The sequence below is a fragment of the Paenibacillus sp. CCS19 genome, assembly GCF_033239625.1.
Lineage (GTDB): Bacteria > Bacillota > Bacilli > Paenibacillales > Paenibacillaceae > Paenibacillus_T.
Map to the genome: position 1 here is coordinate 80,729 of NZ_BTCK01000006.1, position 23,857 is coordinate 104,585.

Consider the following 23,857-nt stretch of genomic DNA (forward strand, 5'->3'; position numbering starts at 1 on the left):
CATGCTGTGCACCGTCCCAGGCGATTGCTTTATGTGCGTGTACTGCCTCTTAAGAATCGCCGGGAATCGGTATGCCGAGATGACGATACGCCTGCGGTGTGGCAACACGTCCGCGAGGCGTCCGCTGCAGCAGGCCTACCTGCATTAAGTAAGGCTCGTATACATCTTCAATGGTCTGACTTTCTTCGCCGATCGTTGCCGCGATCGTATCGAGGCCCACCGGGCCGCCGCGGAACCCTTCGATCATGGCACGAAGCATCTTGTGATCGATCGCATCGAGTCCCATCGGATCGACGCGAAGCAGCTCGAGCGCAGAACGCGCCAGCTCATGCGTGATGATGCCGTCGCCGCGCACCTGAGCAAAGTCGCGCACCCGCTTCAGCAGACGGTTCGCGATACGCGGTGTACCGCGTGAGCGGAGCGCGATCTCTGTCGCCGCTTCCCCTACAATACTGACGCCGAGTATATCGGAGGCACGCGATACGATAAAAGCAAGCTCGTCCGTCTTATAAAATTCGAGCCTGCTGACGACGCCGAAGCGGTCGCGAAGCGGTGCAGACAGCAAGCCAGCTCTCGTCGTGGCACCGATCAGCGTGAAAGGCGGCAGGTCAAGCCGCACAGAACGGGCGCTTGGCCCTTTGCCGATCATAATATCGAGCGCGAAGTCTTCCATCGCCGGATACAGCACTTCCTCGACCGACCGATTGAGCCGATGAATCTCGTCGATGAACAGGACGTCGCCTTCCTGCAAATTCGTCAGCAGCGCGGCGAGATCGCCGGGGCGCTCGATAGCAGGTCCCGACGTCGTTCTTAGGTTAACCCCTAGCTCGTTGGCGATAATGTTCGACAGCGTCGTTTTGCCAAGGCCCGGCGGACCATACAGCAGCACATGATCAAGCGCTTCCTTGCGAAGCTTCGCTGCTTCGATGAATACCTTCAAGTTTTCCTTAACGCTGGTCTGACCAATATATTCAGCCAAATAGCGGGGACGAAGACTCAATTCAACAGCTTGTTCATCCATCATTAAGTTAGCGGATATGATACGATCATCATCCATGGGTCATTCCTCCTTCCGCTTACCATTACCCTTTAAACAGCTGCTGCAACGCTCGCTTCATAAGCGAATCGACCGACTCGTCCGGCTTAATCGACTCGCGCAGGCCTTCATAGGCTTTGTTCAGCTCTGCACCCGTATAACCAAGCGCCTCCAGCGCCTCGCGAGCTTCCGCCCATGCGCCGACCTTCTGATCGGATGGCGAGCTCTCCTCCGCATCCGCGCCGAACGCGAGCGGTGCATTGCCGAGCTTATCCTTCAAATCAAGAATCATGCGCTGCGCCGTCTTCTTGCCGATGCCAGGCAGCTTGGTCAAGAAGTTGACGTTCTCTTGTTGAATGGCCGCCACAATGGCTTCCGGCTTGCCGCCAGCCAATACGCCGAGCGCTACGCGCGGGCCAATTCCCGACACCTCCAGCAGCTTGCGAAACATCGTCTGCTCGTCGCGCGATGAGAAGCCGAACAGCTGAATCGCATCCTCGCGTACATGGTGATGAATGAACACCGTAACCGGCTCGCTCGACCGGGCAAACGCATACGGATTAGGCGTGAATACCCGATAACCTACATCACGCACATCGAGCACAACGTATTCCGACTCCCAATGGACGACCGGACCTTTCAGAAAATCGATCATAATTTCGGCACCCCGTTCAATTTGTTCGTCAGCACGACGGAATGCGCATGACAAATCGCAACGGCAAGCGCATCGGCCACGTCGTCAGGCTTCGGTACCGCGCTCAGCTTCAAGAACATGCGGACCATCTCCTGTACCTGCCTCTTCTCTGCCTTGCCGTATCCGACAACGGCCTGTTTGACCTGCAGCGGCGTATATTCCGCAACGGGAAGTCCGCGCTGCGCTGCCGCTAATATAATAACCCCACGTGCCTGACCAACAGCAAAAGCCGTCGTCACGTTGCGGTTGAAAAACAACTTCTCGACCGCAACTTCGTCCGGCTTGTATTTGTCCATCAGCGCTCCTGCCGATTCATACACCTGTATAAGGCGCGTCTCCTGCGGCGTTCCTGCCTTCGTCTCAATCGATCCGTATTGCACAGGCGTGAGCTTATGTCCGTCCTTATCTACAAATCCGAATCCCACAATCGCAATCCCGGGATCTATGCCAAGCACACGCAAATTCGTCCTCTCCCTTACGCACCTGCAATTAACGGAAGCTTCCTCCCATTATAGCAAAATATCCGCGAGATGAGAACGCGCGTTTCTACTGTGAGACACTTCGCGGGGGAATTGTCTTTAGAAATCATTATGCTCATAGGGCCACTCCGTGAACAATTGCTAAGTGATGCTTCATCTGAAGAAGCCACTCCGTGGACAAATATTCTTCCGATCGCTGTTGTCCTCGGATTGTTCTGATTTTATAAATTCAGATATTGTAACAATCCGAGTGACAAAGGCGAACGCTAGCGCTTCTCCAGAATCATTTGTCCACTTCGTTGCCTTGGATTCCGCGCTGCGCAGAGCATCGTCCACTGCGTGGACTCCTAATTCGCATATTTCAAATGACATCCCCCCGCGCCGTGTCTGGGATGGGAACTTGGTTTGGTCGTCTATTTCATATGGACGACCACAACCATTTTACTGGATAAGTGCAAATCAAAGTGCGGATCATTGTTAGTTTGTGGCGTGGACTCGTATACACTTTATGCTGTATAATTTAGGAAAATTAGAGAGAGAGAGGTGCGTACTATGGACAATCATGACCACTCAAACTCGAATCATTCACATTCGCATACATATACGCATCATGATAACAATGATACGAACGCTGGAGCGGATGTGCCTGTGTTTAATGATGTAACATCGCATTATCAGAATATTATGGGCGTGCCGAATAAGAAGGCGGAATTGAAATCGATGCCAGGGCCAGTCCGCTGGTTCGGCTATTTCTTCTATGCCGCGATTATCGTGCTGGCTGTGACCTTCATTGTATCTTATATCGTCAATCGTTGATCGTTCGCTGAATAGGCGGGCGTTTTTTTATATGCGCAAATAAAAAGCCCCTGTCTTGACGACAGGAGCTTAGGCTGTGCGATTATGGGGTCATCGTCTGGCGGGAAGCGTCCAGCGCGAAGTCGCTGAACGATGAGAGAATGCTGTAGTACGTTTCTTTGTCCTCGATGCGAATGCCGTTGGTCAGCCGTTTGATCTCTTCTTCAGGCAAGCTGCTCTCCATGAAGTTGACATCAAGCTGGTAGAAGGTTCGTACGACCTTCTCCTTTTTCGGCGGTCCGTCATACAGCGTCAATCTACCGGCGCGATCAACGCCGAATACAGCGCGTTGCTTGCACGCCTCTGATAAGTCGCTTACCCGTTCTTCCAGCACTAGCGAAGGAATCGCAGCAGGCGACGAATTTAAGCGGACGAAAGAAACGGCCTTCCTCTTCGCAGCCTTCAGCGCCCGATCGACGGGAAGCATGCCCAGCGAGCGATATTCCTCCCCGCACAGGTAGGTGCGATGGATACGAACGAACATTGGCTGTTTGATCGACGTGATGGCTTTCTCAAGCTGCATTTTCTGATTAGCGGATTGAACGCTTCCGTTATAGGAGGAGCGAACTGAACCTGGATCGACAAAGTATTGGTTATCGCTTGCTAATGCCGTTGGAATTGCACTTGCGCTCGCGCCATAGATGACGAGAACCAGCATGCTTCCCAGCGTCCACACCGGGCGGCCATTGCGGCGAAGCTTACGTTTGAGCTGTTTCCATAGGCTGAATGCCCTCATGGCGAATATCCCCTTACATCCCTGTTTTCCGTTATTGTGGCTTAATGCAAGGGAAATATTCACACGTATGCAAAAAGAGACAGCGAGCACTGCTTTCGCAGGCGATCGCTGCCTCCATTGCGTTAATTATTGATCCACGGCTTGCTTGAGCGTTTGCGTTCAGCCGGCCGCGACGAAACGCTGCGGACTGCCACTTTCTTAACCGGTTTGCGCGGAGCATTCCGCTTAACCGATTTGCTGCTGCCTGCCGCTTGGTTAACTTTAATCGTGTCGGATTCCAATGACTCTTCTCCGCCTACTTCCTGGCGTTTGTTGCAGCCGCAATCCTTATCATTAGCAGCTTGTTGTACAGGCCAAGTCGGATACGCGCCATAAGGCCATTGCGATTGCCCTGCTGCGAATGGATCAACTGCGCTAGGCGAGCCGTAGCCGTAATAGTCTCCCGTGCCCGCAGGCGATACTGTCGGCACACCATAGCCATAATGCTCGAGGTTTGTTGGTGACACAACAGGAGCGCCATAACCATGAAGCTCAGGGCCAACATTCGCTGGCGATACGAGCGGCGAACCATAGCCATATTGTTCTGGGCCAACATTCGCTGGCGATACAAGCGGTGAACCATAGCCATATTGCTCTGGGCCAACATTCGCTGGCGATACGAGCGGCGAACCATAGCCATATTGCTCTGGGCCAACATTCGCTGGCGATACGAGCGGCGAGCCATAGCCATGGTGCTCTGGGCCGATATTCGCTGGCGATACGAGCGGAGAGCCATAGCCTTGTTGCTCGGGACCAATATTCGCTGGCGATACAATCGGCGAGCCATAGCCGTAGTGCTCAGGTCCAAGGTTCGCAGGCGATACGAGCGGCGAGCCGTAGCCGTGGTGCTCTGAGCCAACATTCGCTGGCGATACGAGCGGCGAGCCATAGCCATAATGCTCAGGGCCGATATTCGTTGGCGATACGAGCGGCGAGCCATAGCCATGGTGCTCTGGGCCAATATTCGCTGGCGATACGAGCGGCGAGCCATAGCCATAATGTTCTGGACCAATATGGACTGGCGACACTTGTTCCGGCATATGCGGCACACCGTACACAGCACCCGCTTCTACAGCGGGAATGCCGCATTGCTGGAAGAGATGTACGTTCTGCTGATGATACTCAACATGAACAGGATACGGCTTCGGCACTGGCTTCTCAACAACGATCGGCGCTGGAGCAGGAGCAGGAGCCGGCAGCGTCACTGGCGCTTCTGGCAATGCTTCTGCAATCGGTCCAGTCGGCGTCTTCGTGATCGGAGCAGTCGGCACCTTGCCGGTATTCTTTTTGCCAGGAATAATGCCCGTCGGAATTTTACCTGCCAAGCCCTGTACGCTGTTCTTGATCGACGACGGACTGAAGTGATTGCTGTTGTGATGCGCCTCTGTTCCTTGTGCATTCATCTGATTCACGATGCTCTCCGCATGCACATGCGATTTCGGAATGTTCACGATATCGCCAGTCAGCAGAACATTCGGATTTTTGAGCTGTGGATTCGCCTTGATCAAGTCGTTAAGCGGAATACCCCAAGCCTTCGACAGCTTCCACAACGTATCTCCTTGCTTAACAACATGCTGATGCATGATGCCTTCACCTGCGTGCGAGCCATTCGAGCCATGTGCTCCATGCGGGTTAGATGGGATTTTCACTTTCATCCCAACTTCGATGGCGTCTGGATTTGTAATGCTAGGATTCAGCTTTACGATTTCCTCAACGGATACGCCATATTTTTGTGCGAGCCAGAAAAGCGTATCGCCGCTTTTGACAATATGGATTTTCACTCCCCGCAAACCTCCATTCACGGACTATAGTGCGAGCGGCGCGAGACATTCGCCCACCAATCATTACATCCTATGCGCGTCATAGGCCGATGTCCCCGTCCGTTAGAAAAAAATTTGCATGTATCCCCTGCTCGTCTCGTTCATCTGCACAAAAAAGCTCCTCCGGCAAATCGCCGAAAGAGCTTAGCTTAAGAGCTTACTTGTTATTCGAAGGCGCTTGGTAAGAGAAGCTTGGATAGGTACCCATTACCCGGACCTGGAAGCCGATCGCCTCAATCTCTGCAATAGCCGATTGCAGCAGGATCGATTCCAACGACATGTCGATATCGATCAGGAAGTAATAAGTGCCCAACTTCTTCTTCGTCGGCCGCGACTCAATGCGCGACATATTGATCCTCCGCCAAGCCAATGCCGACAACACTTGGTGCAGACCGCCTGGATAGTCCTCTTGGCTCTGTACGATAATCGTCGTCTTATGCTTGTCCGATGTTTTGCCCTTCAGCGGCTCCGGTCCAACAAGCAGAAAACGCGTGTAGTTGTTGTCGTGATCCGTTACAGCTTCTTGCAGCACATCAAGCCCGTTGTAGTGCGCAGCTGTTATTTGACCGATCGCCGCCCAGCCAAGTCCAGGATTATCGCGTACGATACGGATCGCTTCCGACGTGCTGCCAACATGCTCGAGTTCGGCATGCGGAATATGCTTCTTCAGAAACTGGCGGCACTGCGCCATTGCAACAGGATGACTCATAACCTTTACAATACGGCTATAGTCAAGCTCGCCATTCGATGTACGGTCGAGCTCCGACAGACGTCCGACAAGATTCTGAATGGATGGATATACCCACTCCGCTTGAATAGGCAGATCCACATCATCGATCAACATGTCGGTATGCAGACTCACCGACCCATCAATTGTATTCTCGATCGGAATAACACTGTAATCCGCGATGCCATCAGCCGTACTAGCGAAAACATCCGCAATGAGACGATGATAATCGAATTCGACCCCATCAATCCCGTCCAGAATATAGCGAGCTGCATCATCCGAGGTCGAGCCTTTCGTCAATACGGCTACCTTCATTATGCACGCACCTCGTTTCGAATCCGATCCATCAGCGGAGTCGTGTCATGCTCTTCAAGTTTCGTCCACACTGCGCCGTGCTTATAAGGCGCAAGCCACATCGTCTCCGCTTCAATGCCTTCTGCCGCAAGCGTATCAAGCAGGAACCGTTCCAGCCCTGCCTTGCTGCTCTCGCTGCTGCCAGCGTCGACGAACGTAATAATCGTCGGGCCTGCACCGCTGAGTGCAGCGCCAAGCGCGCCATGCTCGCAAGCCTGCTCGAGAATGGTGCTCATGCCTGGAATCAATGGTGCACGGTACGGCTGATGCAGACGATCGCGCATCGCTGTGCGGATCAGATCGAGACGTCCGGCGCTAAGTGCCGCTACAAGCAGCGAGCTGCGTCCAACGTTAAATACAGCGTCAGACATGCTGAGCGTCTTGGGCAGCGCATGACGCGCTTTCTCCGTCGACAACTGGAACGACGGGATAACAACTAGTGTCTCCAAGGCAGGATGCGGCTCTATTCGTACATAGTCTGCCTTGTCGCCATCCCATGCCGAAACGACGATGCCACCAAACATAGAGGCACCAACGTTATCAGGATGACCTTCAAGCTTCGTAGCAATCTGGAACAGCTTATCATCGCTAAGCGGCGAGCCGATAAGCGCATTTGCGGCTACCAGCGCGCCGATAATTGCCGATGCACTGCTGCCAAGACCACGCGTGAGCGGAATGTCGCAATACAGCGAGATCGACAATTCGGGTACGGAGACGCCAGCCTCTTCGAACACAAGCTGTGCTACTTTATAAATCAGGTTAGATTTATCGCCAGGGATATCCTGCATCCCTTTACCATACGCCGTAATGGTCGTTTCGCTTGCAGCCTGCATCTCAATCCATTCAAACAATGATAGCGCCATCCCTAGTGTATCAAAGCCCGGTCCTAGATTAGCCGTGCTTGCCGGAACTTTAACGAGAATCCGTGATCCGTACATGTTTCCCCTCTTTTCAGCCTGTCTAACAGCATTGGATTAAATAAAAAACCGGCACGCCGCCAATTGGCAACGCCCGGTTGTAAAATTCGCCTGCGTTCTAGCCTTCGACGCGGTAAACGCTCTTCACTTGCCGAATCACATCGAGCGATTGGAAGGCGCCCAGCACTTTATTCATTGAAGCTTTATTCGCATCATGAGTAATGACAATAATTTCAGCTTCCGGGTTATGCGGATTCGGCTGTTGAAGCACCGATTGCAAGCTTACTTCATGCTCTGCGAACACTTGTGTAATTCGCGCCAATACACCGGCACGATCTTCGACATGAAGCAGCAGGAAATATTTGGACGAGATCTGCTCGTCAGTCTTGAGCTTCTTCTCCTTGTACGCCATAACGCCTTGCTTACCGTTCACGCCAAGCTTCAAGTTCTTCACGACAGCGACCAAGTCCGCTACGACAGATGTTGCTGTCGGCAGTTCGCCTGCGCCTGCGCCATAGAACATCGTTTCGCCTACAGCTTCACCGTATACATAAACTGCGTTGAATACGCCATTAACCGATGCGATCGGGTGACTGAGCTTGACCATTGTCGGCTGCACGCTGACGCTAATATAGTCGTCCTGGCGCTCAGCGATGCCGAGCAGCTTCAACTCATAGCCAAGACGTTTCGCGTATGCGATATCCTCTTGGCTGACGGATGAGATCCCTTTCACGCTGACATCTTCAAGGGCTACGTTAGCGCGGAAGCCAAGCGTCGACAAAATCGTCATTTTGCGAGCCGCATCCAGGCCTTCTACGTCGGAAGTCGGGTCCGATTCTGCATAACCGAGCTGCTGCGCTTCTTTCAGCACATCATCATAGGATGCGCCTTCCTTGCTCATCTTCGTCAAAATATAGTTCGTCGTGCCGTTAACGATACCCATAATCTTCGTGATCCGGTCCGAAGAGAAACCTTCGATCAGCGTACGAATAATCGGAATGCCGCCGGCAACGCTCGCTTCGTACAGAACGTCGCATTGGTTTTCGCGAGCCGCTGCAATAATTTCTGGCCCGTGCAACGCCATCAAATCTTTGTTGGCCGTTACAACATGCTTCCCGCGCGACAGCGCTTCGAGAATGTATTGCTTCGTATCCGCAATGCCGCCCATTACTTCAACAACGACATCGATCTCAGGATCACGGATAATGTCCCATGGATCTTCTGTCATTTTATTTGCATCGATATGCAGCGCACGCTGTTTCGATTTATTTTGCACAAGTACTTTCTCAATTACAATCGACGAACCTACTTGACTCTTCAAATCTTCCTGGTGACCCTCTACGATACGTACAACGCCTGTTCCAACCGTCCCGAGTCCAAGCAAACCTACTTTTACTGGTTTCATGCGTTACCTCCATCAACCGTTGAATTTCCTCATAAAAATTTATAAAAGTTCTCGAATATACGAAAAAAAACAAATTCTTATTGGGGATAACCCCTACCTCATGCTAACGAAGCTGCTCTGATCTTCAAAAGATCGCTCATCTTCGGAAGACGTCGGTAAAGTTTCCCTCACCCTTGCCCGATGACCGAGGCTTTGCGGACGCCATCCAGCCGGCGAATCCTCTCGAGCATCTCTGTCAATTCTTCTGTCATATAAGAAGTATCGACGGATATGACGACATTGGCAAGCCCTTGCAGCGGAATGCTCTGATTGATCGTCAGCACATTGCCTTCGATTCCCGCCACGAGACTAAGCACCTTGGACAAAATGCCGGAGCGGTGCTCCAATTCCATTGAAATCGTCACAATTCGCTCTCGATCCAGCTCACTCAGCGGATATACGCCATCCTTATATTTGTAGAATGCGCTTCGGCTAAGCCCTACTCGTTCCACAGCTTCGTGAACGGTAGCCGCTTCGCCCCGCTTCAGCATGTCCTTCACTTGAATGGTCTTGATGATCGCTTCCGGTAATAAGTCCTCCCGGACGACATAATAACGCTCTGTCATTCATCGTCCTCCTGACGAAGACTAATGTACACCTATAGCGGACATTATACGTGAATTTGGAGGTAACGGCAATAGGCAATTAGGGACGCTGCCCCTAATGACCCCGATTTTATATTTAATAATAAGCAACTTAACTGAAGATTTTCTACCCACCCAAACCCTCCCTGCAAGGGAGGGCCCCAAAGGTCGTAAGCGTATGCTCCCGATGTGGTTTCCTTGCGGAAACCTTTACCTCTGGACTCCTCACAAGGACGCTTCTTGATCATGCTGAACGTATGCCCGCACTTGCCGCTGAAGCGGCAAAGCTTTTGTTGGAATGAATCTAGATACGTTATATCGTTCGCACAACTTGTTCGTACGTCCCCAACTGTCACCGCCCATTGAAGGTGCATTCGATTGAATGCAGTTGGTTGTTGGTGCGTAAAGTTACAATCCACAAAAATAAAAAAGACGGGTTGCCCCGTCTTTGGTCTTTGGTTAGAAAATATAATCGGTGCCTTCGAAGAACTCGAATTGGTAGTGGCCGATGCGGCAAATATCGCCGTCTTTCGCGCCGATCTTACGCAATTCTTTATCAACGCCGAGATTACGCAGAATGCGCGCGAAACGCATAACTGCATCGTACGAGTTCAAATTCGTACGTCTCATCAGACGCTCGATGCCTTCGCTCTCGACGACGAAAATTTCGTCCTCGCGGAATACGCGGAACTTAATTTGATCGCGCTCCTCGAACTTGTACACCTTACGTTCGGCAAGCTCGCTCACTTCTTCGATCAGCGGCTGCTCCGGCACCGTCTCCAGCACATCCGCTGCACGGTACAACAGCTCTTGAACGCCTTGGCGCGTCAGCGAAGACATCGGCATAATTTCATACTTATCGCCGCCTTCGACCTCCGCCAGCTGCTCCTTGAACAACTCGAGCTGCTCATCCGCTCCCGGCATGTCCATTTTGTTCGCAGCAATAATCTGCGGACGATCGCTCAGCTTCTCATTGTATTGACGAAGCTCCGCGTTGATCTTCATCCAATCATCGAATGGATCGCGGCCTTCCGTTGCGGCCATGTCAATGACGTGAATGATGATCCGCGTCCGCTCGACGTGACGCAGAAACTCGTGGCCTAAGCCAACGCCTTCGCTTGCGCCTTCGATCAGACCCGGCAAATCGGCCATCACGAAGTTACGCCCGTCGCCAACGTCAACGACACCTAGATTCGGTGTAATCGTCGTAAAATGGTACGCGCCAATCTTCGGCTTCGCGCCCGATACGACCGACAGCAGCGTCGACTTGCCGACGCTAGGGAAGCCGACGAGTCCTACGTCCGCCATGACCTTCAGCTCAAGCACAACCCAGCGCTCTTCGCCTTCTTCGCCATTCTCCGAAATGTCCGGCGCCGGATTGTTCGCTGTCGCGAAACGCATGTTGCCGCGTCCGCCGCGTCCGCCGCGCGCGATAACGACCTCTTGCCCCTGCCGAGTCATATCCGCAATAATTTCCTGCGTATCATCATCGACAACAACCGTTCCTGGCGGGACACGAACGATCATATCTTCCGCGTTAGCGCCATGCATACCTTTGACTTTGCCCCGATCGCCAGGCTTCGCTTTGAAGTGCTTCTGATAACGGAAGTCAACGAGCGTCCGAAGACCCTCATCCACGCGGAAAATAACGTTGCCGCCGCGTCCTCCGTCACCGCCTGCCGGTCCCCCGTTCGGAACGTACAGCTCGCGACGGTACGATACGATCCCGTTACCGCCGTCGCCGCCTTTAACAAATATCTTCGTTTTATCTACAAACATGTTGCTCTGGCCTCCGATCAGCCGCGCAGTTCAGCCTTTACAAGCAGCTCGCTAGGAGACTGCTCCGAACCGATTGGCTGCAGCGGCGAGTTTTTCAGCCGCTGTTTTATTTTGTGCATCGAACCATCGATGTCATTCCATTCTCCATCATAGCACAAGGCGATGTGCAGCGCCTTGTCGTCCCGCGACATCCGCAATGTAAGCTGAGCAGGTTCGCCGATGCTTGGCTTCACGCCGCTTCGATAAATATTCATAAGATCGATAATTGCGACTGCGACAGTCTCTTTATCGATCGGAATTTCCTCGATGTCCAGCTCGCCGTCGATGTCCACTATTAGCTGCAGCGAACTCGTCATCGTACGGAACGACTGCAGATACATGACAAGTGCAGGTACGCCCAGCTTTGCAATTCGGCTCTCTGCCGCCATACGATCTCGAATCCGTTCCACGTACTGAACAGCTCGCTCTTGCTTGTTCATCCGGATGTAGCCGTACAGCACCTGCAGATCATTCATCCAATCATGGCGATGATGGTTCAGCGTACGAATCGACGCGCTCTGTATAGCACGTTCAATCGTTCTCTGCCGCTTCCGATATTCGCTCTGTTCGAGTCGAATCCATACAACGAGCACCATCACGGACCACGCGACGAAAGTTAATATCGGCCACCATGCCTCGTCCCATATGAACAGACAAGCAATAGGGAGCAGCAGCGAAGCCGACAAGTAAAGTTTTGCCGAACCGATCCGATTCATTCGCGATAAACCCACCTTTATATGTAGAGCGGTATATGCATTATAGTACGGATGATTGTCGGTGCTACAAACCGTACTCCCTGAACTCGAACTTGAAGCTGAAACAAATAGAATCTTACCATTAAATCTGAAAAACCCGGCCTGTGACTTCAGGCCGGGCACTTGTTGAAACGATATTATTCGACTGCTGCAGCAACAGCAGCTGCTTCAGCAACAGGGTATACGCTGACTTTCTTACGGTCGCGGCCCCAACGTTCGAATTTAACGACGCCTTCGACCAATGCGAACAGCGTGTCGTCTTTACCGATACCTACGTTGTTACCTGGGTGAATTTTCGTTCCGCGTTGACGGAAGAGAATGCTGCCCGCAGTAACCTGTTGGCCGTCTGCACGTTTAGCGCCCAGACGTTTCGATTGGCTGTCACGTCCGTTCTTCGTCGAGCCTACGCCCTTCTTGGAAGCGAACAACTGAAGATCCAATTTCAACATGGTGGTTTCCCTCCTTTATTGTACGAATTGCTCTTGAATGGCAACATACTTCCCGTACGATTGCCGTATCGAATCGATCATGACCGCCATACCTTCAAGCAACAGCTGCACCCGTTCATCGACGGTCGAATCATCCTGAGTCGGAATAGCCGAGCTCACGAAACCGTCTCGCATCGACGCCGGCAGCGTTACGCCAGCAACTGCCTCTATCGCATTGACCGTCCCAACGGTAACAGCAGAAACGCCCGCACAGACAATGTCTTTACCGCGCTTCTTGTAATCCGCATGTCCGGAAACTTCGAACGATACGATACGGCGGTCAGCGGCGTTCCGTACGATTGTGACCGTAATCATCGATCAAACCGATTACGCTTGGATTTTTTCAATCGTCACTTTCGTGTACGGTTGACGGTGGCCTTGTTTACGACGGTAGTTTTTCTTCGCTTTGTATTTGTAAACGATGATTTTTTTACCGCGGCCTTGCTTCTCGACTTTAGCAGAAACCGATGCTCCGGCTACAACCGGCGTTCCTGCAACGAGTGCGTCGCCTTTGGAAACGGCAAGAACGCGATCGAAAGTGATGCTTTCGCCTGCGCCAGCCTCGAGTTTCTCGATGAAAAGAACATCGCCCTCTTGAACTTTGTATTGCTTGCCGCCCGTTTCAATAATTGCGTACATGGATGGTGCACCTCCTTATTAGTGAAGACTCGCCTGATAGCAGGTGACATGCGCAGGTGCGCCTGCACTTAATGAACCTGATTAGAGCGGTACCTGTGCTTATTCGCCATTGGTATAGCGAATGCACCCGATTATTGTATCATGCCTAGTACAATTGTTCAACCATGATCATGTTGAAACTTTAAAAATACGGACGGCTTCTACCAACTGCTCTGCCATTTCCGCCAGCTTGCTGATTGATGCCGTCATTTCTGTTACCGAAATATGCTGTTGCTGCACCGCTGAAGCAACCACCTTCGACTCTGTTGCCTGTTCTTGGGCAGAGGAGGAAATTAGCCTTACCGAAGCTGTGATTTTCTCGAACGAATCGGTTATTTCCTCTACCGCTTCCAGCAGCTTGTCTGAGCGTAATGAAAGTTCGGAAATGCCCGCGAATATGTGCGAGAAATTGTCGTATGTTCCTTTAAGGCGCTGTTGGCCATTCCTCACAGCCTGATGACCCGCCATTATGGCCTCCATTACCGATTGGCTATCCGCTTGCGTATGTTTTATAAGCTTCGAGATCGCTAGTGCCGCATCTGCCGATTGCTCGGCCAGCTTGCGCACCTCGCCGGCTACAACGGCGAAACCTTTGCCCTGCTCTCCGACTCTCGCTGCTTCGATCGTTGCGTTCAATGACAATAAATTCGTTTGGTCCGCAATTTCCCGAATGACGTCAACGATTTTCCCTATTTCAAGAGAACGCTCGCTCAGCTCGACAGCCGCATCAAGCGATTGCTCCATCGATCCCGATATAACGTTCATCTGCTCGACCGTCTGCTCCGCGAGGCTCTGCCCGTCCGTAGACGTCTCTCTCACCTGTTTGGCCATCTGCTGCATCTCTCTCATCTCCACAGCTGCACTCGTCAGCTTGCCTTCTATCGCTTTAATAGAGCTTGAACTGTTTCCAATGGCATCCACTGTCTCGTTAATGGCGGCACTCATGCTGTTGATCGAAGCGGCAGCCTGCCGGGAACCGGCGCTCAAGTCGCCTGCCGTCTTATCGAGACTCCTGCTCGTCGAGGAAACCCCGTCGGATGCGCTGAATATTTGCTGGATCAACATTCGTAAACTAGCTGTCATATGAGCGAAGGTTTGCCCCAGAACCCCGAATTCATCCTTTCGGCTGCTAATAAATGAATGGGTCAAATCTCCTTGTGCGATCGTCTCAGCTTCCGACATCAATTCCTTCAACGGCCTTGTGATCACCCTGCTCATTCGAAATGTGATGAAACCGCCTAGCAGCAGCAGCCCAACAGACAGCATCGATGTCGTCCATAAAATAAAATTCGCGCTTTTCTTAATTGCCGAGGCATCCAAATTAAGGCCTAGAATGCCGTATATATCATCGTTGCCATTGCGCACCGGAACATATACCGATTGGTGAACGCCATATGAATCCTCATATATGCCCGTCATGGTTGTCTTAGCCATGTCGAACGATTCCGCCATTTCGGAACTGAACAAATGCTTATCACCGTATTTTGCCTCTGGATCGGTCGATACAATGACGCGTCCCGTCTTGTTGTCTTCAGATAAAATAAATACGCTTTCCAAATCATACTGTGTCCGGATTGTCTCGAGAGCTCGCTGCATTTCGTTATATGCTTCAGATTGAGGGCCTTTCAATTCCCCTCCATGTCCCGGCACAGCCTGCACACGATCTGATGCAATCAATATATTCGTCCGCAACCGAAACTCGAATTGTTTCAGCAGTGCCTTCTCCGTATTTCGGTGAATATAATAGCCTGCGCTTGCGAACACAGCGCATACGAGAATCAGAAGCGCAAGAAGAAAAAAGGCGATCTTGACGGCGATTCGGCTGTCCAACCAATCTCTAATCGATGTAAGGCGAGAGCTAAGGCGTTTGTGGGCAATTTTTTGCTGAATATAGAGTGCGTTCATTATTCCGTCTCTCCTTCTTGACTAAGGAATATCCGGATTCTGGGCTGCGTTCATCCGTCCGTACAAGTCGAATATTTTCTTTGATGCATCCGTAAACCTTGTAATATTAATAATTCATATAAGAATACTATGATTTAATGGAATAGTCTACATAAAATCTGTATTTTCGACAACAACAAACAACTAGAGAAGCAGCATACCTAATCTTAAGTAAAATAAAAAAGGCAAGCTCGATTGCCTGCCCTTTCAACTTAACAATTATTAGCTTGTACGAAGTTAGCATCTATTGAACGCCGATTTGCCGGTGCCTCCGCAATGGATGCATGAATGCCCTGCTGAACGCTGGCCATTGTTTCGCGCCTGCTTCCTTGTCATCTCCAGCAATCCAAGCCTTGTCCAGCCAACGACCGTACATCTGCTTCGATCCATGCGCGTCAGCGCCTCCATCTGCTGCGAGATGCGCTGGCGGTTCGTCTCGCTCTCCATATCGATAAAATCAATAATGATAATGCCGCCTGCATCGCGGATGCGAAGGAGCCTCGCAATTAGTTCGGCCGCTTCAGCGTTCGTGCGGTACATCGTTTCCTCGAGGTTGTCGCTGCCGATGTAACGACCTGTGTTCACGTCGATAACCGTCAGCGCTTCCGTCTGATCCCAAACAATATATCCGCCGCTTGCAAGCTGAATCTTACGGGAGAGCGCCTGCTCGGCTTGCCTGCCAATGCCGAATCGGTCGAATAGATCTCCTTCCGATCCATGGCATTGTACAAGATGGTTTCGCCCCGGCGCCATCGTACTGACCAGCGAGTGAACCTGCTCAAACAACTGTTGGTCGCTTACGAGCACTTCATCGATATCGGCTGCCAGCATATCACGTACAACGCGATGCATCAGCCCTGCCTCCAAATGAACGACAGACGGCGCTTTCCGCTGGTTCGCTTGCCTTGACAACGCCTGCCACAACTCGCGCAGCGCAGCCGCGTCTTCCGCAAGCGCTTCTTCCGGAACGCCGCCTGCTGCCGTGCGCATAATGACGCCTTCCCTCGGCTGCCGAATCCGTTCTCCGACGATGCGCAGCCGCTCGCGCTCCTGCTCGTCGCCGATTTTGCGGGATACGCCGACATAAGCCGCCTCCGGCATATAGACCAGCCATCTACCCGGCAGCGATATATGGGTCGTCACGCGCGCTCCCTTCCCTCCGCCAGGCTCGCGTACCACTTGCACTACGAGCTCCTGTCCCGGGCGCAGCACATCGCGAATGGACGGCTTGTCCGCCGCTTGCTTCTCTCTTCTCTCCAAGTTCGGATGAAGCACATCGTCGATGTACAGAAACGCATTTTTCGACAAACCAATATCAAGAAAAGCCGCCTGCATGCCAGGCAGCACGTTAATCACTTTGCCTTTATAAATATTGCCCATCACCGCGCTAGGCTGCATTCGGCCCGGCTGCTCCGGATCATGAAGCTGTGAGGCGTAATCCACCAATATGCCGTTATCGAGCACCGCTGCATATAAACCATCCGTATTGCTATGCATCAGCAATTGCTTCATTTGTCGTCACCTGCCCGTCCAAATCGTTAACGTCAGGACGATTATAGCATGAACGACAGAGCGGTTAAATGATCAGTTCGACAACAGGGCGATTCGGATTCGGAGAGGCGAAAAACCCGTGAAGCAGCTCATTCTCCGGTAAAATGCCAAGCAGCTCCCCGCGAGCCGTCGTCACATACACGAGATGAACGGCATCCCGCCGAAAATATTTGAGCACCGCCTGCAGCGCGGCTTCGGGTCTAACGATGATTGGAGCTGCATGAACCCCGCGGTCGATCTGCTTACGGGCATAACGTTCGCGGTTCATGAGGAAACGGATGAAGAGGAACGGCATATGGCGACGATGCGTCCAATTCGTAGCAAGCAGAAACAACGCGATTGTGAGCACATTGAGCTGAATTCCCCCGCCTAGCCACAGCTGTTGAACGAAGGCAGAACCAGCCAGCAAGATACTTAGGGCGATGCTGATTCGAATCGTCCAAGAGAGCGCAAGATGATACGTCATAAGACGACAGAGCAAACATTGCAGCAGCTTGCCTCCATCCAGAGGATGAATCGGGATCATATTGAACAGCACAATGAGCATATTCGCTTTAACCAATTCATTTGCCCAAGCCGCATCTCCGATTCCAAGCTGTCCAATACCCCACGCCAGCGCTGCCATCCAGACGTTCTGCAGCGGTCCCGCGAGCGCAACTATCGCTTCTTCACGCGTTGGCATGCCTCCCGCTTCTTCTGTCTCCGCAACGCCGCCGAAAGGGAGCAGCTTAACCTCTCGAATACGCCAGCCGAACGAACGCGCCGCAACGACATGCCCCAGTTCATGCACGAATACAAGAACGAACAACGTAATAAGCTCCGCGAAACGGCCTGCGGCAGCAGACAACAGCATAACGATCACGAAGAGCGGGTGTACACTCCAGACGATCCCGCGAAATTTAATCAAGCGGAATCACGTCGGTCGGATCAATATATCGGCCATCCTCTTTCACTGCGAAATACAGCACGCCGGATTCGGTGCCGCCGTCATTCATAAGCTGGCCTATGACATCTCCCGCTTCCACCCAATCATCCTTGCTGACCGATGCGGTAGCAAGCTGTCCGTATTGGGTCTGCCTGCCTCCTGCATGCTGGATCACGACCGTCTGACCTTGGCCTGTATTGTCTGTCACGAGCACGACTTGTCCTGTTTCTGCCGCTGCGACGGTGCTTCCCGGATCGCCCGCCAGCTCAATGCCGCCAAGCGACTCTGCGAACGACTTGATCAAGGTGGAATTCGGCAGCGGCGAGACGATCGGCATCGTGCTGTGCGGTGTGCCGTCTACAGCCGCAACTTGTTCTTTCGAATCGCCGAACAGAGGGATAAAAGCAGGCGAGCCTGCAAAGGTGCGATCATACCAAGCCTCCACGGTCTGAAAATCAAACTCGTCCGTCAGTGCCGCCGTAACCAGCGTCTGTCCCTGCTCGGCCAAGCCTCCGTTTATTTGAAACAGCCCCCAGATCACGCCGAACAATACCGCGCTTGCAACGATTTGCAGCCGCAGCTGCCGCATGAAACGAGAGCCTCCGCCTCTTGCGGGACCGATCGGCGGATACTCCGATGCAAGATCACCATAGCCCGCGTTTGGCCGATTCAAGCCGAGCCAAGGCGCCGTGCTCGATTTCCACAGCTTCTCGGGGTCCTGCTCTAGTGTCTGATGAGGGCCGGCGGATGGATAATCGCCCCTTCTCACAAGCATGGGCGAGTTACGATTGACCATGTCGCTAGGCGGCAGCGAAACTTCATCCCTGAGCGGATCGGCCGGTGACGTAAGCTGCTTCGACGGTGCAAGAGGTGCCGCCGTTATTGACGATGGAACTTGAATGGGCGCTCCGGGAAGCTGTCCATATCCGCTTAATTCCGCCGTCTGATCCACCTGCATCTGCTTCTGAGACTGCTCTATGATTTGGCGGATTCGCTCCTGCTGCCTCTCTCGAATCCTCTCGTTCATTGCTATCGCCCTCCTTCACTTGTCCTATATGTATGAATAAGGCCGGACAACTATGAACAGTGGATGACAGCTTAATGAATGCAAATAATGTCTTTACATCAAATTCGAATTGATTTATGATGTAAGCGCAATCATTTCTTGTCAAATTATGACGGCCTTACCCGACTATGGGCATCAGGCTTTTTTTATCCCACATTTCGGAAACGTTTTCGTTTGGTCTTTCGAAACATTTTGCCTACAACGATCCCACTTACGTCTTCCGCTCCCACATTTGACTCCAGCGTTATTATTCTTGTCTAGCTGCTCATCTCACACCATTGCTTGTTACAACAGCATTCATCCGCTGCCCTGCATGCAGTCGATTACAGTTTTGTGTTCTATTGATGATTCTATTTAAGGAGGTGATGCCCGCGTCGTAACGGGTTTATTCGGCTATTTGGTGTTTTGAAAGCATTCGCATGGAATGAAGCATTCGGATCTGCACACACAACAGACGCACACTCATTCTGACACCATCTCCACTATTCCAAAATTTATAGGAGGTTATTTCGTGTTCAAATCGTTGCTTAAGCAAGCTGGCATTATCTCGCTCGTCACCGCCATCCTTGCGACCTCATTCGTATTCAGCGCTAGTCAGCGGGCATCCGCTGCGGTAAGTGAAGCTTATAATTGGAACAATGTCGTTACCGGCGGCGGCGGCGGATATGTACCAGGCATTATTTTCAACAAAAAAGAAAAAGATCTCATCTATGCCCGCACCGATATCGGTGGCGCTTATCGTTGGAACAAATCGACGAACGGCTGGGATTCCATCACGGACTCCGCTGGCTGGGTCGACTGGAATAAGAACGGCGTTGACGCTCTTGCGACAGACTCTGTCGATCCTAACCGTTTGTATCTTGCAACCGGCATGTACACGAACGACTGGGACGGCAATGGTCAAATTATGCGCTCCACTGACCGCGGCAATACGTGGGCAGTCACTTCTCTTCCGTTCAAAGTAGGCGGCAATATGCCTGGCCGCGGAATGGGCGAACGGCTCGTCATCGACCCGAATAAGAACAGCGTCCTCTTCTACGGCGCTCGGAGCGGCAATGGCCTGTGGAAAAGTACGGACTACGGCGTAACGTGGTCGAAAGTTACGTCATTCACGAATGCAGGCACTTACATTCAAACGCCTGGCGACGTGTATGGCGGCGATATTGTTGGTCTATCGTGGATCACATTCGACCCGAGCACGGGCACATCCGGCAATGCTACGCAGACGATCTACGTCGGTGTCGCTGACAAAGGGACAAGCGTCTATAAGAGCACAGACGGCGGTACGACTTGGGCCGCCGTAGCTGGCCAGCCAACAGGCTATATCCCGCATCATGGCGAGCTTGCTTCCAACGGCAATCTGTACATTACGTACAGCGACGGCGCAGGCCCTTATGACGGAACGAAAGGCGATGTGTGGAAGCTGAACACCGCTACCGGCGCATGGACGAATATCAGCCCGGTTCCAAGCAGCAATACATCGGACAACTACTTCGGCTACGGCGGCATTTCCGTCGATGCGCAAAATCCTAACACGCTGATCGTCGCTGCGCTTAACATGTGGTGGCCGGATGGCCAGATTTACCGCAGCCGCGATGGTGGCGCAACATGGTCGACGTTCTGGGTATGGGGTAATTATCCTAACCGTACGTTGAACTACACGCACGATATTACCGGGGCTCCATGGCTTGATATGGGCGTCACCGCATCGATGCCAGATGTATCGCCGAAGCTCGGATGGATGATGGACGATATTGAGATTGATCCATTCAACTCCGACCGTATGATGTACGGCACTGGCGCAACGATTTATGGCACGACGAATCTGACCGCACTCGACACAGGCGGTAAAGTGAAGCTGTCGGTTATGGCCAAAGGTATCGAAGAAACCGCTGTGCTTGGACTGATCAGCCCGCCTTCTGGCGCACCGCTAATAAGCGCGCTTGGCGATATTGCCGGATTCCGTCATGACAGCCTGACGACGCCGCCGACCAAAGTATTCACAAGCCCTCACTGGTCCACCACTTATGGCATCGACTATGCGGAGCTTACTCCGAGTTATATCGTACGGGTTGGCATGGCTGACTATGAGGCTGATGCAACGGTGAAATCTGTTGCTATCTCGACGGATGGCGGCACGAATTGGTACAAAACGAACTCGGAGCCTTCCGGCACGACAGGCGGCGGTACGGTAGCTGTTGCGGCTGATGCAAGCTCGATCGTCTGGAGTACGTCGGACAAAGGCGTCTACTATTCGAAGACAGGCGGCAACTCGTGGACGGCAAGCACTGGCGTGCCTGCAGGTGCCAAAGTCGCTTCCGACCGCGTCAATCCGAACAAAATCTATGCTTACGCAGCTGGCGCTCTCTACTTGAGTAAGAACGGCGGCGTTTCATTCGCACAGACCGCAGCAACGGGACTGCCGCTCAGCGGTTCTGCCAATCTTAAAGCGGTACCGGGAATTGAAGGCGACATTTGGTTCGCCGGCGGCAACGACAATCCAGGTCCGTATGGTCTGTGGCATTCGACGAACTCCGGCGCTTCGTTTACGAAGCTGTCTAACGTAACCGAAGCAGATGGAATCGGATTCGGTAAAGCGGCAGCGGGTTCATCGTATATGGCACTGTATACGATTGCGAAGATCGATGGCGTTCGAGGCATCTTCCGTTCTAACGATGCTGGCGCAACGTGGGTACGAATCAATGATGATCAGCATCAATATGGACGCCCGACCGTTATTACAGGCGATCCGCGTATTTATGGCCGTGTCTATCTTGGTACGAACGGTCGCGGCATTCTTTACGCAGACCCAACAGGCGGAACGACCACGCCAGTCAATTCGACGATTACGCCAACAACCGCTTCTTTCAATAAGAAGACAGCTAATCAAGCCGATATCGCTGTGACGATGACGTTGAATGGCAATACGCTGTCGAACATTAAGAATGGTTCTGCAACGCTTGTGTCCGGCACGGACTACACGGTCTCCGGAAGCGCAGTAACAATTAAGAAGAGCTACCTTGCTTCTCAAGCTGTCGGAACAACGACACTGACGTTCAACTTCAGTGCCGGCTCTGCGGCGACGCTTGCGGTAACGGTCGTTGATACCACTTCCACTGTAAGCAACTCGACGATTACGCCGACAACCGCTTCTTTCGATAAGAAGACAGCCAACCAGGCCGATATCGCGGTAACGATGACGCTGAATGGCAATACGCTGTCAAACATTAAGAATGGTTCTGCAACGCTTATATCCGGAACGGACTATACGGTCTCCGGCAGTGCTGTAACCATTAAGAAGAGCTACCTTGCTGCGCAGGCTGTCGGAACAACGACATTGACGTTCAACTTCAGCGCTGGCTCTGCTGCAACGCTTGCAGTAACCGTCACCGATACTACTTCGGCCGCAACAGGTACGTTCAAGGTACAAGCATTCAACGGTTCAACTTCCGCTTCTGCCGTGTCGATCAATCCGCGTATTCGTATTACGAATACAGGAACGACCGCGCTTAACCTAGCTGATGTGAAGGTTCGCTACTACTACACATCGAACGGCACGCAATCGCAAGTTTATGCGATTGACTGGGCTTCGATCGGAAGCGCGAACATCACGGGCACATTCGTCACGATGCCAACAGCGAAGACGAATGCCGATACGTACCTGGAGATCGGCTTCACAAGTGCAGCAGGGACGGTTGCTGCGGGACAAAGCGTTGATATTCAAATCCGGTTCAATAAATCCGACTGGTCGAACTATACACAAACGGACGACTACTCGTACAACTCCACTTCAACTGCATACGTGGATTGGACGAAGACGACAGGCTACACGTCCGGTACGCTTACTTGGGGAATTGAACCGTAAGCAGCAGCTCTACTGAAATCAAAAACAAGCCGCCCTCGCTTCAGCTGATATACAGCTGAAACGAGGGCGGCTTTTCTATTGGCTCACAACTTCAATCTTAACCATAAACGCGATTGATCGGCGTACCTGTTTGGTACTGGGCTAGATTATTCGCTGCAATCGCCATCAATCGTTGTCTTGCTTCATACGTAGCCCATCCGATGTGAGGCGTGATAAGACAATTACGCGCACCAATCAGCGGATTACTGGTCGGAGGAGGCTCCACCGACAGCACATCGACAGCGGCACCTGCAATGCGCCCCTCATTGAGCGCTGTTGCCAGCTCCTCCTCGGCAATATGTCCGCCGCGGGCTGTGTTAATAAGAAATGCATTGGTTTTCATCAGACGAATCGTATCTTTGTTGATTAGCCGCTGCGTTTGCTCTGTCAGCGGACAATGAAGCGTCACATAGTCTGACGCTGCGAGCAATTGCTCAAGCGATGTGAATTCCACCGCTTCAAGCCCTGCGATTTGCTTCTTCGTCCGGCTGTTCACCCGTACGTTCATGCCGAAGGCCACTGCAAGACGGGCAACCTGCTGACCGATTTGTCCGAATCCCACAATGCCGATCGTTTTCCCGGCCAGCTCGAACATCGGATAATTCGCAAACATAAAGTGCTCGCTTCTGCTCCATTGTCCATCTTGAACCGCATCGCTATGGCGCTGCACGTGGTGACAATGCTCCAGCACATACGCAAATACGAGCTGGGCGACGGACATCGTACTGTAATCCGGAATGTTCGTCACCGTTATGCCCTTCGCTGCGGCAGCCGGCAGATCAATGATATTATAGCCCGTCGCCAACACGCCGATATAACGCAGCCTTGGGAGCGCAGCAATCATATCCGCGTTTAATGGTGTTTTATTCGTCAGAATAACATCCGCTTCCTGCGCACGTTCAACGACCTGAGCCAAATCCGTACGATCGTATACGGTTACTTGCCCTAATGCTTCGAATGCATCCCAATTCAAATCGCCAGGATTAAGCGTATAGCCATCCAGTACAACGATATTCATCTAAATTCTCCTTTGCAAGCCGCAT

21 protein-coding genes are annotated in these 23,857 nt (G+C 52.3%); 2 read left to right on the top strand and 19 right to left on the bottom strand.

The window, feature by feature from the left end:
• Positions 1-49: 49 nt before the first annotated feature.
• From ruvB to ruvC, 3 genes are read right to left on the bottom strand one after another with little or no spacing between them, the layout of a single operon-like run.
• Positions 50-1,057, bottom strand: a complete 1,008-nt coding sequence (ruvB, locus tag SBI19_RS07000; protein ID WP_317966410.1) for a Holliday junction branch migration DNA helicase RuvB — start codon at positions 1,055-1,057, stop codon at positions 50-52.
• A gap of 25 nt (positions 1,058-1,082) precedes the next feature.
• Positions 1,083-1,691, bottom strand: a complete 609-nt coding sequence (ruvA, locus tag SBI19_RS07005) for a Holliday junction branch migration protein RuvA (protein WP_317966412.1) — start codon at positions 1,689-1,691, stop codon at positions 1,083-1,085.
• Positions 1,688-2,191 carry a crossover junction endodeoxyribonuclease RuvC gene (gene ruvC, locus SBI19_RS07010; RefSeq protein WP_191202047.1) on the bottom strand — a complete coding sequence of 168 codons (504 nt, stop codon included), beginning with the start codon at positions 2,189-2,191 and terminating at the stop codon, positions 1,688-1,690. The genes ruvA and ruvC overlap by 4 nt, the downstream gene beginning before the upstream one ends.
• A 570-nt stretch (positions 2,192-2,761) precedes the next feature.
• Between ruvC and SBI19_RS07015 the strand changes: the two genes are divergently transcribed.
• Positions 2,762-3,025: a hypothetical protein gene (locus SBI19_RS07015; protein WP_317966417.1), complete on the top strand. Its 264-nt coding sequence runs from the start codon at positions 2,762-2,764 to the stop codon at positions 3,023-3,025.
• 82 nt (positions 3,026-3,107) lie between these two features.
• Here SBI19_RS07015 and SBI19_RS07020 read toward each other — a convergent pair whose 3' ends face one another.
• From SBI19_RS07020 to SBI19_RS07090, 15 genes are all read right to left on the bottom strand, one after another.
• Positions 3,108-3,800, bottom strand: coding sequence for a BofC C-terminal domain-containing protein (locus tag SBI19_RS07020; protein ID WP_317966419.1), 693 nt, complete (start codon positions 3,798-3,800; stop codon positions 3,108-3,110).
• 122 nt (positions 3,801-3,922) lie between these two features.
• Positions 3,923-5,620 (bottom strand): LysM peptidoglycan-binding domain-containing protein, encoded by a 1,698-nt coding sequence (locus SBI19_RS07025; RefSeq protein ID WP_317966421.1) that lies wholly within the window; start codon positions 5,618-5,620, stop codon positions 3,923-3,925.
• A gap of 196 nt (positions 5,621-5,816) precedes the next feature.
• Positions 5,817-6,704, bottom strand: a complete 888-nt coding sequence (gene pheA, locus SBI19_RS07030) for a prephenate dehydratase (RefSeq protein ID WP_317966634.1) — start codon at positions 6,702-6,704, stop codon at positions 5,817-5,819.
• Entirely contained in the window at positions 6,701-7,678 is a 978-nt protein-coding gene (thrB, locus tag SBI19_RS07035) for a homoserine kinase (RefSeq protein WP_317966423.1), read from the bottom strand. The genes pheA and thrB overlap by 4 nt, the downstream gene beginning before the upstream one ends.
• Positions 7,679-7,775: 97 nt before the next feature.
• Entirely contained in the window at positions 7,776-9,062 is a 1,287-nt protein-coding gene (locus SBI19_RS07040) for a homoserine dehydrogenase (RefSeq protein ID WP_317966425.1), read from the bottom strand.
• 167 nt (positions 9,063-9,229) lie between these two features.
• Positions 9,230-9,667 (bottom strand): ACT domain-containing protein, encoded by a 438-nt coding sequence (locus SBI19_RS07045; RefSeq protein WP_317966427.1) that lies wholly within the window; start codon positions 9,665-9,667, stop codon positions 9,230-9,232.
• Positions 9,668-10,144: 477 nt separating this feature from the next.
• Positions 10,145-11,464, bottom strand: a complete 1,320-nt coding sequence (gene obgE, locus SBI19_RS07050; RefSeq protein ID WP_317966429.1) for a GTPase ObgE — start codon at positions 11,462-11,464, stop codon at positions 10,145-10,147.
• Positions 11,465-11,481: 17 nt separating this feature from the next.
• Positions 11,482-12,219 (bottom strand): Spo0B domain-containing protein, encoded by a 738-nt coding sequence (locus SBI19_RS07055; protein ID WP_317966431.1) that lies wholly within the window; start codon positions 12,217-12,219, stop codon positions 11,482-11,484.
• Between the two features lie 176 nt (positions 12,220-12,395).
• Complete coding sequence (gene rpmA, locus SBI19_RS07060; protein WP_317966433.1) at positions 12,396-12,707, bottom strand: 50S ribosomal protein L27; 312 nt, start codon at positions 12,705-12,707, stop codon at positions 12,396-12,398.
• Between the two features lie 15 nt (positions 12,708-12,722).
• The gene (locus SBI19_RS07065) at positions 12,723-13,061 is read right to left on the bottom strand and encodes a ribosomal-processing cysteine protease Prp (protein ID WP_317966435.1); all 339 of its coding nucleotides are present in this window, start codon (positions 13,059-13,061) and stop codon (positions 12,723-12,725) included.
• A gap of 12 nt (positions 13,062-13,073) precedes the next feature.
• Positions 13,074-13,385, bottom strand: coding sequence for a 50S ribosomal protein L21 (gene rplU / locus SBI19_RS07070; protein ID WP_317966437.1), 312 nt, complete (start codon positions 13,383-13,385; stop codon positions 13,074-13,076).
• A 168-nt stretch (positions 13,386-13,553) separates the two neighbouring features.
• A complete protein-coding gene (locus SBI19_RS07075; protein ID WP_317966439.1) occupies positions 13,554-15,329 on the bottom strand; it encodes a methyl-accepting chemotaxis protein in 1,776 nt (591 codons plus the stop codon).
• A gap of 276 nt (positions 15,330-15,605) precedes the next feature.
• Positions 15,606-16,880, bottom strand: a complete 1,275-nt coding sequence (locus SBI19_RS07080; RefSeq protein ID WP_317966441.1) for an Rne/Rng family ribonuclease — start codon at positions 16,878-16,880, stop codon at positions 15,606-15,608.
• A gap of 64 nt (positions 16,881-16,944) precedes the next feature.
• Complete coding sequence (locus tag SBI19_RS07085) at positions 16,945-17,826, bottom strand: M50 family metallopeptidase (protein ID WP_317966443.1); 882 nt, start codon at positions 17,824-17,826, stop codon at positions 16,945-16,947.
• The gene (locus SBI19_RS07090) at positions 17,819-18,871 is read right to left on the bottom strand and encodes a M23 family metallopeptidase (RefSeq protein WP_317966445.1); all 1,053 of its coding nucleotides are present in this window, start codon (positions 18,869-18,871) and stop codon (positions 17,819-17,821) included. Before SBI19_RS07090 ends, SBI19_RS07085 begins: the two co-directional genes overlap by 8 nt.
• 550 nt (positions 18,872-19,421) lie before the next feature.
• On the opposite strand from SBI19_RS07090, the gene SBI19_RS07095 reads away from it, so the two are divergent.
• The gene (locus SBI19_RS07095; protein WP_483312252.1) at positions 19,422-22,775 is read left to right on the top strand and encodes a X2-like carbohydrate binding domain-containing protein; all 3,354 of its coding nucleotides are present in this window, start codon (positions 19,422-19,424) and stop codon (positions 22,773-22,775) included.
• Between the two features lie 97 nt (positions 22,776-22,872).
• Here SBI19_RS07095 and SBI19_RS07100 read toward each other — a convergent pair whose 3' ends face one another.
• On the bottom strand, positions 22,873-23,832 hold the full coding sequence (locus tag SBI19_RS07100; protein WP_317966447.1) for a D-2-hydroxyacid dehydrogenase: 960 nt from the start codon (positions 23,830-23,832) through the stop codon (positions 22,873-22,875).
• Between the last annotated feature and the right edge of the window lie 25 nt (positions 23,833-23,857).

Bases quoted from the DNA above. Each gene is read 5' to 3' on its own strand.
- ruvB (WP_317966410.1), bottom strand. From the start codon at position 1,057: ATGGATGATGATCGTATCATATCCGCTAACTTAATGATGGATGAACAA.
- ruvA (WP_317966412.1), bottom strand. From the start codon at position 1,691: ATGATCGATTTTCTGAAAGGTCCGGTCGTCCATTGGGAGTCGGAATAC.
- SBI19_RS07015 (WP_317966417.1), top strand. From the start codon at position 2,762: ATGGACAATCATGACCACTCAAACTCGAATCATTCACATTCGCATACA.
- SBI19_RS07020 (WP_317966419.1), bottom strand. From the start codon at position 3,800: ATGAGGGCATTCAGCCTATGGAAACAGCTCAAACGTAAGCTTCGCCGC.
- thrB (WP_317966423.1), bottom strand. From the start codon at position 7,678: ATGTACGGATCACGGATTCTCGTTAAAGTTCCGGCAAGCACGGCTAAT.
- SBI19_RS07040 (WP_317966425.1), bottom strand. From the start codon at position 9,062: ATGAAACCAGTAAAAGTAGGTTTGCTTGGACTCGGGACGGTTGGAACA.
- SBI19_RS07045 (WP_317966427.1), bottom strand. From the start codon at position 9,667: ATGACAGAGCGTTATTATGTCGTCCGGGAGGACTTATTACCGGAAGCG.
- obgE (WP_317966429.1), bottom strand. From the start codon at position 11,464: ATGTTTGTAGATAAAACGAAGATATTTGTTAAAGGCGGCGACGGCGGT.
- SBI19_RS07055 (WP_317966431.1), bottom strand. From the start codon at position 12,219: ATGAATCGGATCGGTTCGGCAAAACTTTACTTGTCGGCTTCGCTGCTG.
- rpmA (WP_317966433.1), bottom strand. From the start codon at position 12,707: ATGTTGAAATTGGATCTTCAGTTGTTCGCTTCCAAGAAGGGCGTAGGC.
- SBI19_RS07065 (WP_317966435.1), bottom strand. From the start codon at position 13,061: ATGATTACGGTCACAATCGTACGGAACGCCGCTGACCGCCGTATCGTA.
- rplU (WP_317966437.1), bottom strand. From the start codon at position 13,385: ATGTACGCAATTATTGAAACGGGCGGCAAGCAATACAAAGTTCAAGAG.
- SBI19_RS07075 (WP_317966439.1), bottom strand. From the start codon at position 15,329: ATGAACGCACTCTATATTCAGCAAAAAATTGCCCACAAACGCCTTAGC.
- SBI19_RS07080 (WP_317966441.1), bottom strand. From the start codon at position 16,880: ATGAAGCAATTGCTGATGCATAGCAATACGGATGGTTTATATGCAGCG.
- SBI19_RS07090 (WP_317966445.1), bottom strand. From the start codon at position 18,871: ATGAACGAGAGGATTCGAGAGAGGCAGCAGGAGCGAATCCGCCAAATC.
- SBI19_RS07100 (WP_317966447.1), bottom strand. From the start codon at position 23,832: ATGAATATCGTTGTACTGGATGGCTATACGCTTAATCCTGGCGATTTG.